The organism is Pseudomonas sp. B20(2017) (assembly GCF_002113125.1).
Lineage (GTDB): Bacteria > Pseudomonadota > Gammaproteobacteria > Pseudomonadales > Pseudomonadaceae > Aquipseudomonas.
Genome location: NZ_NEJP01000005.1, coordinates 31569 through 48762, shown reverse-complemented (window position 1 = coordinate 48762; position 17194 = coordinate 31569). Strand labels below are relative to the sequence as shown.

Here is a 17194-nt window from a genome sequence, read left to right as displayed (position 1 = left end):
GAAACGGAGGTCGGCCACTATAAAGCGCCGGGAAAGATATTTCACCTCTGCAAATCGTTGCCGGACATGCCGTGCGGAGGACAGAAGGGGTAGGATACCCGCCATCTTTTCTCAGTCTTGTTATCGGAGTTGCCCATGAGCGCCGTCACTCGCGCAGCGGTGGAAGCCGTCCTCAGCCAATACACCGACCCTTATCTGAACCAGGATCCGGTCAGCGCCGGTTGCGTGCGCAACATCGAAATCACCGGCGATCGCGTTAGCGTGCAGCTGGAAATCGGTTATGCCGCCGGTCTGTTCAAGAGCGGCTGGGCGCAATTGCTGCAACTGGCCATCGAAAACCTCGACGGCGTGGTGACTGCCAAGGTCGAGGTCAACAGCGTGATCGCCGCGCACAAGGCCCAGGCGCAGATTCCGGGGCTGGCCAACGTCAAGAACGTGGTCGCCGTGGCGTCGGGCAAGGGCGGTGTGGGCAAATCCACCACCGCCGCGAACCTGGCGCTGGCATTGGCTCGCGAAGGTGCGAAGGTCGGGATTCTCGACGCCGACATCTACGGCCCGAGCCAGGGCATCATGTTCGGCATCCCCGAGGGCACCCGTCCGCAGGTCAAGGATCAGAAATGGTTCGTGCCGCTGCAGGCCCATGGGGTGGAAGTGATGTCGATGGCGTTCCTGACCGACGACAACACGCCGATGGTCTGGCGTGGGCCGATGGTGTCCGGCGCGCTGCTGCAACTGGTCACGCAAACGGCGTGGGGCGACCTGGACTATCTGGTGATCGACATGCCGCCAGGCACTGGCGACATCCAGCTGACCCTGGCGCAGAAAGTCCCGGTGGCTGGCGCCGTGATCGTCACCACACCGCAGGATCTGGCGCTGCTCGACGCGCGCAAGGGCGTGGAGATGTTCCGCAAGGTCAACATTCCGGTGCTGGGCGTGGTGGAAAACATGGCCGTGCACATCTGCTCGAACTGCGGTCATGCCGAGCATCTGTTCGGTGAGGGCGGTGGCGAGAAGCTGGCGACCCAGTTCGGCGTCGAGCTGCTGGCCTCGTTGCCGCTGTCGATGCTGATCCGCGAACAGGCCGATGGCGGCAAACCGACGGTGATTTCCGAGCCGGACAGCCAGATCGCCATGGTTTACCAGGAACTGGCTCGCCATGTCGGCGCGCGGATCGTATTGCAGGAAGCAGCCTCGCCGGCGATGCCGAACATCACCATCAGCGACGATTGATTTTGCCGCGGCGCTAAAAAAACTGTGGGAGCGAGCTTGCTCGCGATAAGGCCATGACATTCACTATTGATGGTGACTGTTGTACCGCTATCGCGAGCAAGCTCGCTCCCACAGAGTTTGTGGCAGGGCTTAAATGCGCAACCCGCCGTCCATCTCCAGAATCCGGCCGGTGTAGTAGTCGTTCTCGAAGATGTACGCCGCCGAGTGGGCGATCTCTTCCGGCTTGCCCATGCGCTTGAGCGGAATGCCAGAAGTCATTTTCTCCAGCGCTTCGGGTTTCATGCCCAGGGTCATCTCGGTTTCGATGAAGCCCGGTGCAATGCCGGCCACGCGAATGCCGTAGCGCGCCAGCTCCTTGGCCCAGGTCACGGTCGCCGCAGCGACGCCAGCCTTGGCGGCGGAGTAGTTGGTCTGGCCGACGTTGCCCGCGCGGGAGATCGACGAGATGTTGATGATCGCGCCGCTGTTCTTCAGCTCGACCATTTTCGCCGCGACTTCACGGGTGCAGAGGAACACGCCGGTCAGGTTGACATCGATCACCGCCTGCCACTGGGCCAGGCTCATCTTAGTCATCTCGCCGTCCTTGACCTTGAGCAGCAGGCCGTCGCGCAGAATCCCGGCATTGTTGATCAGGCCGTGGATTGCGCCGAAGTCTTCGGCGACCTGGGCAACCATGTGCGTCACCTGCTCTTCGTTGGCGACGTTGCACAGATAGCTGCGCGCCTCGACACCCTTGGCCTTGCAGGCCGCGACGGCGTCATCGAGTTTTTCCTGGTTCAGGTCGACCAGCGCCAGCTTCGCGCCCTTGCCTGCGAAATACTCGGCCATCGAGCGGCCCAAGCCTTGGCAACCGCCAGTGATAATGATTACTTTGTCGTTGAGTTGCATTCGCATGCCCCCGAGAGCAGGTCTGAGTGGTGTTCCTTATAGAGCGCCTCTCGATCCGCACCGGCCGGGGACTGGTTGCACATGAGAATTGCCCGATGGCGTAACCGGGACTTGATCCCGATCGCCCGTCCGTTTTTTCGACGGATTCTATTTAAGGAGTCATAAATTGAGCGTTGAAGCGGCCAAGAATGCCCGAGAATTGCTTCTCAAGGAATACCGTGGCGTATTGTCGACCCACTCCAAATCGATGCCCGGTTTCCCGTTCGGCTCCGTGGTTCCTTACTGCCTGGACGAGCAGGGCCGGCCGCTGATCCTGATCAGCCGCATCGCCCAGCACACCCACAACCTGCAGAAGGACCCGAAATGTTCGCTGCTGGTGGGCGAGCGCGAGGCCGATGATGTGCAAGCCGTTGGTCGCCTGACCTATCTGGCCGAGGCGCAAAAACTCGAAGACGCCGCAGCGATCGAAGCCGCCGCCGAGCGCTACTACCGTTATTTCCCCGATTCGCAGAATTACCACAAAGCCCACGATTTCGATTTCTGGGTGCTCAAACCGGTGCGCCATCGCTACATCGGCGGTTTTGGCGCGATCCATTGGGTCGATCACCTGACCCTGGCCAACCCGTTCGCCGGCAAGGCCGAAATCAGCATGGTCGAGCACATGAACAGCGACCACGCCAAGGCCATCGCCCATTACGTCGACCTCGCCGGTCTGCCGAAAACCGTACCGGCGCAACTGGCCGGGATCGACACCGAAGGCATGCACCTGCGCATCGGTCAGGCGCTGTACTGGCTGCCGTTTCAAGCACCTTGTCATACGCCGATACAAGTGCGCGAGGCCTTGGTTTCTCTGGCTCACGCCGAGGTCTGGCCAAAAAATGCGGTGGCCGACGCTTGAATTCACGAAAGGGCGACGTCATCTAAGGCTTACTGCAAGGCATTTCTTGCGTTGAGGAAACTTTGATGCGCCCTTTTTTGTTGCTCTTTCTGCTGTTCCCGGTGTTGGAGCTGTTCGTATTCGTCAAAGTGGCAGGTTCGATCGGATTTTTCCCAGCCCTGCTGCTGATCATTCTCGGCTCGATGTTCGGCGTATTCGTGCTGCGCGTCGCCGGGCTGGCCACCGCACTGCGTGCCCGTGAAAGCCTGAACCGCGGCGAACTGCCTGCGCAAACCATGCTCGAAGGCCTGATGCTGGCCCTGGCCGGTGGTCTGTTGATCCTGCCGGGCTTCATCAGCGACGTGATCGGTCTGGTGCTGCTGTTGCCGTTCAGTCGTCGACTGGTCGCCAACAAAATGCGCCAGCGCGCCGAAGAGCAGGCCATGCGCCAGCGAGCGTTCGCCGATGACCTGCAACCTCGCGGCGGTCCTGCACCGCGCCAACCGCTGGGTCGCGAAGGTGATGTGATCGAAGGCGAATTCGAACACCGCGACACCAAGTAACTTCTGCACTCACACGGCACCTTCGGGTGCCGTGTTCGTTTGTGGGGCCAATTCATTAAACCCACCGTGAAATTTTTTTAGCCCCGCCCTTGTAATAAGCTTATGCGCCCTTATGTATCGGTCACCGAAAGGTTTCCGGTATTTGAACCGGACAGACTTCCGCGGTTCGCTCGACGAGCCGCAACCGGCGCAGGCCGGATTTGTTAAACCCGCCGGGACTACACCGGCCGATGAAAACCACAATTAGGAGAGATCGACAATGAAGCTTCGTCCTCTGCATGACCGCGTCGTTATCCGTCGCAGCGAAGAAGAAAAGAAAACCGCTGGCGGTATCGTCCTGCCAGGTTCGGCTGCTGAAAAGGCCAACCACGGTGTGATTCTCGCTGTAGGCCCGGGCAAAGCCCTGGAAAACGGCGAAGTGCGCGCTCTGTCCGTGAAGGAAGGCGACAAGGTTGTGTTCGGTCCGTACTCCGGCAGCAACACTGTGAAAGTCGACGGTGAAGACCTGCTGGTAATGAGCGAGAACGAAATCCTCGCCGTTATCGAAGGCTGATAACCCCCGTTCATTTTCCCGCTACTACAAAGTATTCAAGGAATATCGATCATGGCTGCTAAAGAAGTTAAATTCGGCGATTCCGCCCGCAAGAAAATGCTGGTTGGCGTAAACGTCCTGGCTGACGCGGTAAAAGCGACCCTGGGCCCGAAAGGCCGTAACGTGATCCTGGCAAAAAGCTTTGGCGCTCCGACCATCACCAAGGACGGCGTTTCCGTTGCCAAGGAAATCGAACTGAAAGACGCCTTTGAAAACATGGGCGCTCAGTTGGTCAAAGACGTTGCTTCGCGCGCCAACGATGACGCAGGCGACGGCACCACCACCGCTACTGTACTGGCCCAGGCCATCGTCAACGAAGGCTTGAAAGCCGTCGCTGCCGGCATGAACCCGATGGACCTGAAGCGCGGCATCGACAAGGCGACCATCGCCATCGTCAAAGAGCTGAAAGCTCAGTCCAAGCCATGTGCAGACACCAAGGCAATCGCCCAGGTCGGCACTATTTCCGCCAACTCCGACAGCTCCATCGGCGACATCATTGCCGAAGCCATGGAAAAAGTCGGTAAAGAAGGCGTGATCACCGTCGAAGAAGGCTCGGGCCTGGAAAACGAACTGTCGGTTGTAGAAGGCATGCAGTTCGACCGTGGCTACCTGTCCCCGTACTTCGTCAACAAGCCGGACACCATGGTTGCCGAGCTCGACGGCCCGCTGATCCTGCTGGTCGACAAGAAGATCTCGAACATCCGCGAAATGCTGCCAGTGCTGGAAGCTGTTGCCAAAGCCGGCCGTCCGCTGCTGATCGTTGCCGAAGACGTTGAAGGCGAAGCCCTGGCGACTCTGGTCGTGAACAACATGCGTGGCATCGTTAAAGTCGCAGCCGTCAAGGCTCCAGGCTTCGGCGACCGTCGCAAGGCCATGCTGCAGGACATCGCCGTTCTGACCGGCGGTACCGTTATCTCCGAAGAGATCGGCCTGAGCCTGGAAAGCACCACCCTGGAACACCTGGGCAACGCCAAGCGCGTGACCTTGAACAAGGAAACCACCGTTATTGTTGACGGTGCTGGCAACGAAGGCGAAATTCAGGCTCGCGTTGTACAGATCCGCGCCCAAGTCGAAGAAACCTCTTCGGACTACGACCGTGAAAAACTGCAAGAGCGTCTGGCCAAACTGTCCGGCGGCGTTGCGGTGATCAAGGTTGGCGCTGGTTCCGAAGTTGAAATGAAAGAGAAGAAAGCCCGCGTTGAAGACGCCCTGCACGCAACCCGCGCAGCCGTTGAAGAAGGCGTGGTACCTGGCGGTGGTGTTGCGCTGGTTCGCTCGCTGCAAGCCATTGCTGATCTGAAAGGCGACAACGAAGACCAGAACGTTGGTATTCAGTTGCTGCGTCGCGCTGTCGAAGCGCCTCTGCGCCAGATCGTTGCCAACTCCGGTGACGAGCCAAGCGTGGTTGTCGACAAGGTCAAGCAGGGTTCGGGTAACTTCGGTTACAACGCTGCTACCGGCGAATACGGCGACATGATCGAAATGGGCATTTTGGACCCGGCTAAAGTGACTCGTTCGGCTCTGCAAGCGGCTTCGTCGATTGCCAGCCTGATGATTACCACTGAAGCGATGGTTGCCGACATTGCCGAAGACAAGCCAGCCATGGGCGGTATGCCAGACATGGGCGGCATGGGTGGCATGGGCGGCATGATGTAAGCCAGCCTTTCCCCGGTAACGAAAAAACCCGTCTGCGTGAGCAGACGGGTTTTTTTATTGCCCGCGTTTCAGGGTTCAGGCGTTGGCGGGTTGTGCCAGCGCCGTGGCCTGGTTCTTGGTTGCCGGGCGATACAAAACCCAGTAATACGAACCCAGACAGATCAGCCAGCAAAAGATCGCCGTCCACACGTTGTGGGAAAAGAAGTGCGCGCCCTGCATCATCCGGCTGATCGAGAATACCGAACCCAGCGCGAAGGCGAAGATGAACGCCTGACGGGCCAGCCGTGGGCGACGGTCACGCAGCACGAAGAACAGCGCAAACAAGGTAAACCCGGTGGCCGCATGACCACCCGGCCAGCAACGACCGGGCTTGTCGGTCGGCGGGCGATGATCCAGCAGTTTGCTGTAGGTTTCGTGGCCGCCGAACTGTTCGAGGCTCCATGGGCATTGCACCGCTGTCACCGCTTTCACCGGCGTGACAAACGAGGTAGCCAGACCCAGCGACAACACCAGGCAGCCCAGCTCACGCTTGAACGGTTTGAGCCGCTCGATGAAAAACGCGCCGATGAACCCGAGGATGGCAAACACCGAAAAGGCGATCACCATTTGTTTGGCGCGGTCGTGGAGGATGTCCTCGAGAAAGTAACTGTGCCGGCCGATGAAGTCGCCTGCGACCGGATCGTAAAACAGCCGGGCCAGATCCATGTCCAGGTCGGTCAGCTCCAGCAACACCAGAATGACCGCCGCGACGGCGGGAATGCCCAGGCAAAGCCATACATTCAAAGGCCTTGAAGCAGGGCGGGCAGAGATCGAAACCATGGCAATTCCTTCATCGGTAAGGTCTGCAAAGAAGCACAACCGCGTGAGTCTGCGCCCGGTTCTGTCGGCGATTTGTCGGCCGCTCGTGAAAAACTCGTCAAGTCCGGCAATCCTTGCAATTAAGTCAAATCAACCCACCCGGCGCCTAGCCGTGAGCCACACTTGGCCGTAAGCTGCGCGGGCCATGACGGCCGTTACTGTGTACGTAGGAGGTGCCCATGCGAATTCTATTGGTCGAAGACAACCGCGATATTCTGGCCAATCTGGCCGATTATCTGGGGCTCAAAGGCTATACCGTCGATTGCGCGCAGGACGGTCTGTCGGGCCTGCATCTGGCGGCAACGGAGCATTACGACTTGATCGTGCTCGACATCATGTTGCCGGGCATTGACGGCTACACCCTGTGCAAGCGCCTGCGCGAAGATGCTCGTCGTGATACGCCGGTGATCATGCTGACCGCGCGGGATCAGCTCGACGATCGCTTGCAGGGCTTCAAGTCCGGGGCTGACGATTACCTGATCAAACCCTTCGCCTTGTCCGAACTGGCGGCACGGGTCGAAGCCGTGATGCGCCGCACACAGGGCGGCGGACGCCGCGCCCTGCAAGTCGCTGATCTGAGCTACGACCTCGATACCCTGGAAGTGACCCGTGAAGGCAAGCTGCTGAAACTGAACCCGGTCGGTCTGAAACTGCTCGCCGTGCTGATGCAAAAGAGCCCGCATGTCTTGCGTCGGGAAATTCTCGAAGAGGCTCTATGGGGCGACGATTGCCCGGACAGCGACAGCCTGCGCAGTCATGTTCACCAATTGCGCCAGGTCATCGACAAACCGTTCGCCAAACCATTGCTGCACACCGTGCATGGCGTGGGTTATCGCCTGGCCGAGGGCCGCGATGGAGTTTAAGCAAAGCCTTTCCCAACGGATCATCATCGCTTTTGCGTTGATGAGCGCGCTGGTGGCCGGGGCATTTGCCATGGGCATCGTGGCGACCGTGCACCTGGTTGAAGAGAAGCTGATTTCCGCCGGACTGGGCGGCGACTTGCAGCGTCTGTTGCTGATGGACAATGTCTCTGACTGGAGTCATCGGCCAGAGCCAGATCAGTTGTTTTATTTCAGTGGCGGGCCGGGCGATTTCGAACTGCCCAAGGACCTGCGACATCTGGATTCGGGCTTTCACGAGGTATTTCGCGAACAGCTGTCCTATCACGCGATGGTCGAAATAGTCGACGGCCGGCGCTACGTGTTGCTGCAGGACCAAAGCGATTTTGAAGAGCGCGAGCGGGTACTGTTCGCCGTCGTGCTGGTGGGTTTTGTCCTCAGTCTGGCGCTGGCGGTGTTTCTTGGCTGGGTGCTGGCGCGCAGGGTGATGGCCCCGGTGGTACGGCTGGCCCGCCAGGTGCGGCACCGCGATCAATTGCTGGGACTGGCGCCACCGCTGGCGCCGGACTACGCAGCCGATGAAGTGGGCGAACTGGCAGTGGCGTTCGATGCGACGCTTGGGCGTTTGCGTCAGGCGTTGACGCGGGAGCGTTTGTTCACCAGCGACGTGAGCCACGAGTTGCGTACGCCGTTGATGGTGCTGGCCAGCTCCTGTGAACTGCTGCTGGAAAATCCGGCTATCGATCAGCGTGGCCGTGCTCAGGTCCAGCGGATTGCGCGGGCCAGCGAAGAAATGCGGGAACTGGTGCAGACCTTTCTGATGCTGGCACGCGCCCAGCGTGAAGACGCCGGGGCGGCGCCTCAGCACACCCTCGCGCAAGTCGCCGACAGTCTGTTGTGCCTGTGGCGCGAGCCCATCGAATCCAAGGGCTTGCAGTTGATTTTCGAACCGGGCAACCCGCCCGATACCCGTTACAACGCCACGCTGCTGAACGCGGTGATGGGTAATTTGTTGCGCAACGCCTTGCACTACACCGAGCAAGGCTTCATTCGCCTCACGCTCAACGAAAACGGTTTTGTCGTTGAGGACTCGGGTGTCGGCATTCCCGAGGAAAAACGCGAGGCCATGTTCCAGCCCTTCGTGCGCGGCAACGAAAAACGCGGCGATGGTCTCGGGTTGGGGCTGTCACTGGTTCAGCGTATTTGCGAGAACCAGGGCTGGAGCGTCACCTTGAGCACGATGGAGCCCAATGGCTGCCACTTCGAAGTTGATCTCGGCAAGCACTGAACGTTTTTCAATACACGATGAATACCGCCAACCTGTCTGAATCCTGTATAAACTTGAAATAGTTTGTCGATTTACATGACGTTTTTTTCACAAAGAGATGACCTGACACTGACATGGCACTACCTAAGGTGGTGTCATCCGTAATTCAGGAGTCTTGGTGATGGCCGGCCCGATCAAACTCGATTTTTCCGAAAAGTACGACGACAAACATGCGCAAAAATATCTGCGCAAACACCAGGACGGTCTGGGGCGTCGGTTGTCCAACTGGCGGGATCTGCAACTGGCCCGCAAGGCGCTGACCCTGGTCGGTGAGCCGGGACTGGTCCTCGACCTGCCGTGCGGTGCGGGGCGTTTCTGGCCGATGCTGGCGGAAAAACCCAACCGGGTGATCATCGGGGCGGACAACTCCGAGTCGATGATCAAGACCGCGATGCAGGCACAACCGGCGGATGTGGTGAAACGGGTACAACCCTTGCGCACGTCTGCGTTCGACATTGCCTTGCCTGATAACGCCGTCGACAGCATTTTCTGCATGCGACTGCTGCATCACATCGGCGAAGCCGAGCACCGCCGGGCGATTCTGCGCGAATTCGAGCGTGTCACCCGTGACAGCGTGATCATTTCGCTGTGGGTGGACGGCAATTTCAAGGCCTGGAAACGCAAGCGCGCCGAGCAAAAGCGTGGCCAGGAGGGTTACCAGAACCGGTTTGTGTTACCGGCGGCAACAGTTGAAAAGGAATTCGAGGAAGCCGGATTCCGGATCCAGGAACAACTGGACTTTATTCCGCTCTATGCCATGTGGCGAGTCTACGTATTACGCAAGAGGTAAGAGGATGGCAGTGCAATTTGCAGCAGAAACGGAAGTCGCTCCCAAGGATCGCTTCGACTACTACTGGAACCAGCGCGGCGAATGGGTCGAGGAACCCAATGTGCGCCGTGGTGGCGAAAGTGGTGTGCAACGAGTCATGGGGCGCGAGGGCCAACTGCTGTATGCCAAACGCCAGACCGGACATATCTATCGCAGCTGGCTGCACCCGTTCGGGCGGCCGACCGTGTTGCGGGAGCTTGATGCGCTGACGGGGGTTTCCCGGCTCGGCGTTCGGGTTCCCGAAATCGTTTTCTGTGGTGCCCAACCCGATCCGCAGTTCAAATGGCGGGCGCTGCTGGTGACCAAATCCCTCGATGGCTTTCAGGAGCTTGAGCATTGGGAAGCCGGCGGCGGTCGCGAGCAATATGGCGAAGCCGTCTATGAGCGCGTGCTCAAGGACCTCGCCGAAAACCTGGCGCGCATGCACAAGGGCCGTTGGCAGCACAGCTGCATCTACATCAAGCACGTGTTTGTGCGGGTCACCGGCGACGGCGAGTCTGCCAAGGTCGAAGTCGCCCTGATCGATCTGGAAAAATGTCGTCAACGTCTGACCGCTTATCGTGCGGCCGCCCATGACATGAAGCAATTGCGCCGCCACTCGTCGTTCAGCGCGACGGACTGGAAAAAACTCGTCTATTTTTACGAGACGGCGTTTGGCAGCGCTATCAAAGGTTTATAGCGATGAAACTAGAAATTGCTCGAGGTTTGTTTCTGGTAGGAGCCTTGGCAGTTGCATCATTGGCGGTGGCGGCCTGGGAACAGCCACGCATGCAGGTGATCGGCGCCTCGGCGAGCGACCCGCATTGCCCGATGCCACGGGTGGCGAAAGCCGCCGTGGCCACACAACCCGATCATGATCTGTTGCTGTTCATGTTCGGACTTTCTCAAGGGATGAGGCCGCAGAGTTGAATCGATTGAAATCTCTTTCTACAAGAGCCAAAGGCCTCGCTGATGCGGGGCCTGTTTTATTGCGTCATGGCTTTTTTTACTGCGTCATGCCTTGGGATCGGGTTTCGCCAGCACGGTGTAAACGCACGGCAGGACAAACAGCGTAAACAGGGTGCCGATCGACATCCCCGTGGCAATCACCGTCCCGATGTCGAAGCGGCTGACCGCACCGGCGCCGGTCGCCACGATCAGCGGCACCATGCCGAAGACCATCGCCGCCGTGGTCATCAGTACCGGGCGCAGGCGAATCGCTGCCGCTTCCTCCACCGCCTCGCGGGGTGTCAGGCCTTTGTCCTTGCGCAACTGGTTGGCGAACTCGACGATCAGGATCCCGTGCTTGCTGATCAGTCCGATCAGTGTCACCAGCCCGACCTGGGTGTAGATGTTCATGCTCGACCAGCCGAGGAACAGTGGAATCAGCGCCCCGCAGATCGACAACGGCACGGTCACCAGAATCACCAGTGGATCGCGGAAGCTCTCGAACTGCGCCGCCAGCACCAGGAAAATGATCGCCAGGGCCAACGCGAAGGTTACCCACAGCGCGCTGCCCTCCTGCACAAACTGGCGGGAGGCGCCGCCGTAATCGAAGGCAAACCCGGCCGGGGCCTCTTCCCGGGCGATCTGCAACACGCTGTCGATGGCTTCACCCATGCTCACCAGCGGGAACCCGGACAGCTTCGCCGCATTGAGTTGCTGGAACTGGTTGAGTTGGCGCGGTCGTGCGCGGTCGGTCACGGTAATCAGGGTCGAAAGAGGCAGCAGTTCGCCCTCGGTGTTTTTCACGTAGTAATTGTTCAGCCAGTCCGGGTTGTCGCGGTAGGCTCGTTCGACCTGGGCGATAACCTTGTAGCTGCGGCCCTCGATGGTGAACCGGTTGATCTCGGCTTCGCCCAGCAGGGTGGCGAGGGTGCCGCCCAGATCCTGCATCGACACGCCCATCTGTGCGGCCTTGGCGCGGTCGATGTCGACCACGACTTCCGGTTTGTCGAAAGCCAGGTCAAGGTCGACGAAGGCGAACTTGCCCGACTCCATCGCACGCTTCTTGATCCGGTCGGCCACTTGCAGCAATAGCTCGTAGTCATTGGCGGTGTTGATTACAAACTCGAACGGCAGGCCTTCACCGGTGCCGGGCAGGGATGGCAAGTTGAAGCCGAAAATTTGCAGGCCGGGAATGCCCTCGAGTTTGCCCTGCACTTCGGGGAGGATTTCCATTTGCGTGCGACTGCGCTCGTTCCAAGGCTTGAGCAGGAAACCTCCGATGCCACTCTGCACGCCGTTATAGCCGTTGATCTGGAACGAGGAGTAGTACTCCGGGAACTCCTTGAAGATCTTGATGAACTCGTCGGTGTAGGTGTTCAGGTAATCTAGGTTGGTCGGCTGCGGGGCGTTGGCCATCATGAAAATGATGCCCTGGTCCTCGTCCGGCGCCAGTTCCGATTTGGTGAACTTGAGCAGCACCGGAATCAGGCACAGCACGATCACCGCAAACACCAGCACCACCGGCCGGGTATTGAGCGTGCCGTGCAGCATGCTCTGATAGCGCTGCTTGAGGCTTTCGAAAATCCGGTCGAGGCGGTGCGCCAGCCCCGTGGGGTTTTCGTCATGGCGCAACAGTACGGCGCACATCATCGGCGACAGGGTCAGGGCGACGATCCCGGATATCACCACTGCGCCGGCCAGGGTCAACGCGAACTCCTTGAACAGCGCCCCGGTCAGCCCGGTGAGGAAACCGATCGGGGCGTACACCGCCGCCAGGGTGATGGTCATCGACACCACCGGCATGGCGATTTCCCGGGCGCCTTCGAGCGCGGCGTCCAGCGGTGTCTTGCCTTCCTCTATGTGCCGGTGAATGTTTTCCACCACCACAATCGCGTCATCCACCACCAGCCCGATAGCCAGCACCATCGCCAGCAGCGTCAGCAGGTTGATCGAGTAGCCCATCATCTGCATGAAGAACATCACGCCGATCATCGACAGCGGAATGGTCACCACTGGAATGACCACTGAACGCAGCGCACCAAGGAACAGGAACACCACCACGATCACGATCAGCACCGCTTCGAACAGGGTTTTCACCACTTCGTCGATTGAGGCCTGGATGAACAGCGTGGCGTCGTAGGCGATCTCGCTCTTGAGGTTGGGCGGCAACTGGGCTTCCAGCTCCGGCATGATCTTGCGCACTTCCTTGATCACTTCCAGCGGGTTGGCCCCGGGCGTGGCCTTGATCCCGATGTACACCGAAGGCGTGCCGCCGAACGAACTGATCGAGTTGTAGTTTTCCGCGCCCATCTCGACCCGCGCCACATCGCTGAGCAACACCCGGCTGTCGCCACTGACCTTGAGCGGGATCTTGCCGAAGGCTTCGGCGGACTTCAGTTCGGTGTTGGCGTTGATGCTGGTGACCACGTACTCGCCTTTCACTTCGCCGGCGGCGGAGAGGAAGTTGTACTGGCGCACGGCGTTGGTCACGTCGCTGGCGCTGAGGCCGAAGCCGGCCAGTTTTACCGGGTCGATCCACAGGCGCATGGCGAACACCTGGTTACCGAGAATCTCCGCCTCGGCCATGCCCGGCAGGGTCGCCAGTTTCGGCTGGATCACCCGCGACAGGTAGTCGGTGATCTGTGGGTTGTTCAGCTCTTTGCTGAAGAAGCTGATGTACATCAGCGCCGAGGCGTCGGCGGCTTCCTTGCTCAGCACCGGGTCTTCGGCATCTTGCGGCAGTTTGTTTTTTACCTCGTTGGCCTTGGCCAGCAGTTCGGTGAACAAGCGGTCGCTGTTGGAGCCAATGCGCGCGTAGATCGAAATCACCGAGAAGTTCTGGCGACTGACCGAGGTCATGTAGTCGATGCCTTCGGCGCTGGCCAGGCTCTGTTGCATCGGCTGGGTGATGTAGCCCTGGATGGTTTCGGCGTTGGCCCCGGGGTACGCGGTGGTCACCGTGATCAGGGCGTTTTCCATTTGCGGGTATTGGCGCAGCGGCAGTTTGCTCCAGGCCTGGAAGCCCAGCAGCACAATCAGCAGGCTGACCACGGTGGCGAGCACCGGGCGGCGGATGAACGGATCGGTAAAAGCCATGGGGTTTCCTTGATCAGTCGGCGCGGGGCGGACTGTTCTGCTCGCCGAGGGTCTTGTCGTCGCTGATGGCAATGTGGGCGCCGTTGTCCAGTTTGATCTGGCCGGCTGTCACCACCTGTTCGCCGCTCTGCACGCCCTTGTTGATCATTACCTGGCCATCGCGGCGTTCACCGGTCTCGACGAACCGACGTTCGGCGATCAGCACAGGCTGGCCCTTGTCGTCCTTTTCGACGGTGCCGTCTTCGGCTTTCTTCTGGGTGACCACGTACGTCGAGTTGCCGTAGAGGGTGTAGGTGATCGCGCTTTCCGGGACCACGATGTGTTTCTGCGGGTCTGGCAGCAGCACCTCGACGCTGGTGAACATGCCCGGCAGCAACTTGCCGTCGGGGTTGGCCAGGGTGGCGCGAACCAGAATGTTGCGGGTGGTGCTTTCGACGATCGGGTTGATCGCCGTGATGGTGCCGGTGAAGTTCTGGCCGGGATACGCCGCGACCGTAATCTGTACCGGCTGACCGATGGCCAGTTTCGGCACTGACTGTTCGGGCACATAGAAGTCGGCGTAGAGGCTGCTCAGATCCTGCAGGGTGGCGATCTTGGTGCCGCTGGCGAGGTAGTCGCCGATGTCGACGAGGCGGATGCCGATGGTGCCGCTGAAGGGCGCGACGATGCGTTTTTTGGCCAGCGCTGCGTTGAGTTGATTGACCGTGGCCTTGTTCTTTTGCAACTGCGCCGAGAGCCGGTCGAATTCGCCTTTGGAGATGGCGCTGCTGCCGACGAGTTGGCTGCCGCGACCGTAATCCAGCTGCGCGAGGCCGAGATCGGCCTTGGCGGTTTCCAGGAAGGCGGCTTCGACGGCGCTGTCCAGTTGCAGCAAGGGCTGGCCGGCCTTGACCTTCTGCCCCGATTCGAATTTCAGCTCGGTGACGGTGCCGGCGTTCTCCAGACTCAGGTCGACGCCTTGCAATGCCTTCAGCGTGCCGACGGTGGGCAGGCGCATCTGCCACGGGCGCTCGACGGCCGTGGCCACGGCGACGCTGATCGGCGGCTTCGGTTTCGAAAAGCCCTGGATCATCGTATAGATCGAGAAGGCCTTGTAACCGGCGAGAAGCAGAACGATCAGCAGTACAACACCCAACATGATCAGCATGCGGCGACGCAGCATATTTCCAGTTCCTTGGAGAAAATCAGGCGAGACAGGCGGGCACATTACCCCGAGTCCGGCAGGGATTCCAACTGCCAGTTTTTACCGGGTGTAAGGGAAGAGGGTGGAGGAAAGCGGGGCCGCCGACCGAACGGTCGGCGGCGAATTTCAGGCCATCAGATGAAGATGGTTGTCCCAGAGCCCTGCGGGCAAATCCAGCGGTTTGGCCAGCAGATCGTCCTGACGGCAATCGTAGTATCGGCAGCGTCCCTGACCGGAGGTCACGACAAAACCGTCCTTCACCGCACCGACGCCGGCGCAGTCGGGTAATGGCGCGTCGAGGCGCACTTCGCCGCTGTCCAGGTCCCAGATGAAGAAGCGGTTGCCGCGCGGTGCGGTCAGTGCCACCAGACGCAGGTCGCTGTGCACGGCGACGCTGGCGGTGTAATGACCCATCGACTGCAACTGATGCTCCGGCACCGGGAACGCCACGAATGGCTGGCCCGGACGCTTGATCGCCAGCAGCTCCGAGCGCTCGTGGGAAGGCCCCATGAATTGCTGGCCGGCGACGATGGTGCCGTCGCTGGCGATCCCCAGGTGGCGCACGCTGTTCATCTGCTGGGCGAGGGTTTCCTTGCTCAGGAGGGTGCCGTCGCGCTGCATCAGCACCAGGCTCGGTTCCATGGCGTCGAGATTCATGTCGACCCGGCTTTCGGCCTCGGTGCGGATCCCGCCGTTGGCCACCACCAGGGTTTCACCGTCGGGCATCCACGACACCTGATGCGGGCCGAGACCGTGGGTGGAAATCTCGCCGCTGTGCACCAGCCGTTCGCCTTCGAATTTGTACACCCCGAGCAGGCCACGGCCCGGATCGGTGGTGTCGTTTTCGGTGGCGTACAGGTAGTCGCCGCTGTGGTGGATCACCGCGTGTCCGTAGAAATGCCGGTTTGGCTGCGACGTCACGGTTTGCAGCAATGCACCGTTGCGCAGGTCGATCAGGTAGCTCTCGGTGCCCGGCCGGCGGGCCACGAACAGCGCGATCGGCAGCGTCGGGTGATTGATGATGTCGTGGCAGCGCTGGCCGACTTCGGTGGCAAATACCTGAGTGCCGTCCAGCCGATAACCGACGGCGTAATGCTTGCCGTCGGTGTCGTCCCGTGCCGACAACAGCAGCGGGCTTTGGTCCTTGCGTTTGAACAGCGTCCAGCCGCCCAGTGTCACTGCTCCCAGCAGCAAACTACCTAAAGTCAGAGCCTGGCGTCGCAGCATGGCACGTGCCCTCATCAGTCACCGTCGTTGGCGTTGAAGCCCAGTTGGATGCCCAGCGCCTTGGCCAGCTCGCCTTCGTGCAGGCGGTGGACGACGTTGAGGCTGTCGTAGATGTCGTTGAGCTGCTGGCGACCGGCGTCATCGTTGAGCATTTCGGTCAGCGAGCGCTGAGTGCTGCCAAACAGTTTGAGCGACGCCGCGTAGGCTGCATCGATCTTGTCCGCCAGCGGTTTCTGCTCGGCTGGCAGCAAGCCGCGCAGACCTTTGTTGTCGACGCCTTCCCAGACGGTTTTGGCCGCTGCGAGGCTGGCTTCCAGCGACTCCATGGACGACTGGCTACGCCATGCGTCGGCCTGGAACGGCTGAGGCACACCCTTGCTCTGACGGCCCATCGGCGTGCCGAGTTTTTTCTTCAGGGTATCGAGGGCCGTGACCTGTACCCGCAGCAGATCGGCGATCGCTTCGTGGGAGTCGGCGTAGCGCTGGTTCGGGAACTTGCTCATCTGCGCGAGCATGCCGTCGGTGTTGTTCCAGCTGCTGAGAATTTCTTCGGCCAGTTGTTTCTGACGCTCGCCGATGGCCACCAGCAGTGGGCAGTATTTGGCTTTCTGTGCGTCGTTGGCCACGTCAGGTTTGGCGTCGAACAGGATGTACTCGTAAGCGGACAGGCCTTGAACCACGACGCTGGACTTGGCCAGTGCGGCGGCATCGATCTGCGGCTGCGCGGTGACCAGTTGCTCGACCTGACGGCCGACCAGGTTTTTCTTGTCCGGCCAGAACTGCACCTGCCACGAACGGTTGCCCTCAGCCAGCGGGCCGATCAGCAGCGGTTGCAGCTCGGCCCAGGCTTTCTGCGCGTGCAGGAAGTCGGCACGGGCGGTGTCCAGCGACTCTTTGCCCTGGCAGTAGGCGAGGGCGCTGACGGCCAGTTGCTTGTCGGCTTCAACCCAGCGGGTGTAGGTCGGCAGGATCACCGATTTGGCGATGGCTGCCGAGGTGACGGCTTGCGGATCCTGCGGCGAGCACGCGCCGAGGGCCAGTGCGGCAAGGCTGGTGAACAACAGCTTGGGACGGAACATGTCGGGCTCCCGATTCTTTCAAG

16 protein-coding genes are annotated in these 17194 nt (G+C 60.3%); 10 read left to right on the top strand and 6 right to left on the bottom strand.

The features are described from left to right. Positions 1-135 precede the first annotated feature (135 nt). The gene (apbC, locus tag CAF63_RS08815; RefSeq protein ID WP_064383825.1) at positions 136-1230 is read left to right on the top strand and encodes an iron-sulfur cluster carrier protein ApbC; all 1095 of its coding nucleotides are present in this window, start codon (positions 136-138) and stop codon (positions 1228-1230) included. Between the two features lie 129 nt (positions 1231-1359). On the opposite strand, the gene CAF63_RS08810 is transcribed toward apbC, so the two are convergent. Then, positions 1360-2118 carry an SDR family oxidoreductase gene (locus CAF63_RS08810; RefSeq protein WP_011335726.1) on the bottom strand — a complete coding sequence of 253 codons (759 nt, stop codon included), beginning with the start codon at positions 2116-2118 and terminating at the stop codon, positions 1360-1362. Between the two features lie 166 nt (positions 2119-2284). On the opposite strand from CAF63_RS08810, the gene CAF63_RS08805 reads away from it, so the two are divergent. The 4 genes from CAF63_RS08805 (at position 2285) to groL (ending at position 5806) form a co-directional block, all read left to right on the top strand. Next, on the top strand, positions 2285-3016 hold the full coding sequence (locus tag CAF63_RS08805; protein WP_085684486.1) for a HugZ family protein: 732 nt from the start codon (positions 2285-2287) through the stop codon (positions 3014-3016). Positions 3017-3081: 65 nt separating this feature from the next. Then, positions 3082-3558 (top strand): FxsA family protein, encoded by a 477-nt coding sequence (locus CAF63_RS08800; RefSeq protein ID WP_085684484.1) that lies wholly within the window; start codon positions 3082-3084, stop codon positions 3556-3558. Positions 3559-3817: 259 nt separating this feature from the next. After that, positions 3818-4111, top strand: coding sequence for a co-chaperone GroES (locus CAF63_RS08795; RefSeq protein ID WP_007916610.1), 294 nt, complete (start codon positions 3818-3820; stop codon positions 4109-4111). 51 nt (positions 4112-4162) lie between these two features. After that, a complete protein-coding gene (gene groL / locus CAF63_RS08790) occupies positions 4163-5806 on the top strand; it encodes a chaperonin GroEL (RefSeq protein WP_085684482.1) in 1644 nt (547 codons plus the stop codon). A gap of 75 nt (positions 5807-5881) precedes the next feature. Here the strand turns inward: groL and CAF63_RS08785 are convergent, their stop codons facing one another. Then, the gene (locus tag CAF63_RS08785) at positions 5882-6625 is read right to left on the bottom strand and encodes a phosphatase PAP2 family protein (protein ID WP_085684480.1); all 744 of its coding nucleotides are present in this window, start codon (positions 6623-6625) and stop codon (positions 5882-5884) included. A gap of 218 nt (positions 6626-6843) precedes the next feature. On the opposite strand from CAF63_RS08785, the gene colR reads away from it, so the two are divergent. From colR to CAF63_RS08760, 5 genes are all read left to right on the top strand, one after another. Continuing rightward, complete coding sequence (colR, locus tag CAF63_RS08780) at positions 6844-7527, top strand: two-component system response regulator ColR (protein ID WP_085684478.1); 684 nt, start codon at positions 6844-6846, stop codon at positions 7525-7527. After that, positions 7517-8791, top strand: a complete 1275-nt coding sequence (locus CAF63_RS08775; protein ID WP_085684476.1) for a HAMP domain-containing sensor histidine kinase — start codon at positions 7517-7519, stop codon at positions 8789-8791. Before colR ends, CAF63_RS08775 begins: the two co-directional genes overlap by 11 nt. Positions 8792-8951: 160 nt before the next feature. Beyond that, positions 8952-9620 (top strand): class I SAM-dependent methyltransferase, encoded by a 669-nt coding sequence (locus tag CAF63_RS08770; RefSeq protein ID WP_085684474.1) that lies wholly within the window; start codon positions 8952-8954, stop codon positions 9618-9620. Between the two features lie 4 nt (positions 9621-9624). Continuing rightward, positions 9625-10338: a lipopolysaccharide kinase InaA family protein gene (locus CAF63_RS08765; RefSeq protein WP_085684472.1), complete on the top strand. Its 714-nt coding sequence runs from the start codon at positions 9625-9627 to the stop codon at positions 10336-10338. A gap of 2 nt (positions 10339-10340) precedes the next feature. Beyond that, positions 10341-10568, top strand: coding sequence for a hypothetical protein (locus tag CAF63_RS08760; RefSeq protein ID WP_011335717.1), 228 nt, complete (start codon positions 10341-10343; stop codon positions 10566-10568). 84 nt (positions 10569-10652) lie between these two features. Here the strand turns inward: CAF63_RS08760 and CAF63_RS08755 are convergent, their stop codons facing one another. From CAF63_RS08755 to CAF63_RS08740, 4 genes are all read right to left on the bottom strand, one after another. Continuing rightward, positions 10653-13682 (bottom strand): multidrug efflux RND transporter permease subunit, encoded by a 3030-nt coding sequence (locus CAF63_RS08755; protein WP_085684470.1) that lies wholly within the window; start codon positions 13680-13682, stop codon positions 10653-10655. 13 nt (positions 13683-13695) lie between these two features. Next, entirely contained in the window at positions 13696-14844 is a 1149-nt protein-coding gene (locus tag CAF63_RS08750; RefSeq protein ID WP_085684468.1) for an efflux RND transporter periplasmic adaptor subunit, read from the bottom strand. Between the two features lie 147 nt (positions 14845-14991). Then, a complete protein-coding gene (locus CAF63_RS08745; RefSeq protein ID WP_007953242.1) occupies positions 14992-16092 on the bottom strand; it encodes a DUF1513 domain-containing protein in 1101 nt (366 codons plus the stop codon). A gap of 14 nt (positions 16093-16106) precedes the next feature. Continuing rightward, positions 16107-17171, bottom strand: coding sequence for an imelysin family protein (locus CAF63_RS08740; protein WP_007953243.1), 1065 nt, complete (start codon positions 17169-17171; stop codon positions 16107-16109). Positions 17172-17194 lie beyond the last annotated feature (23 nt).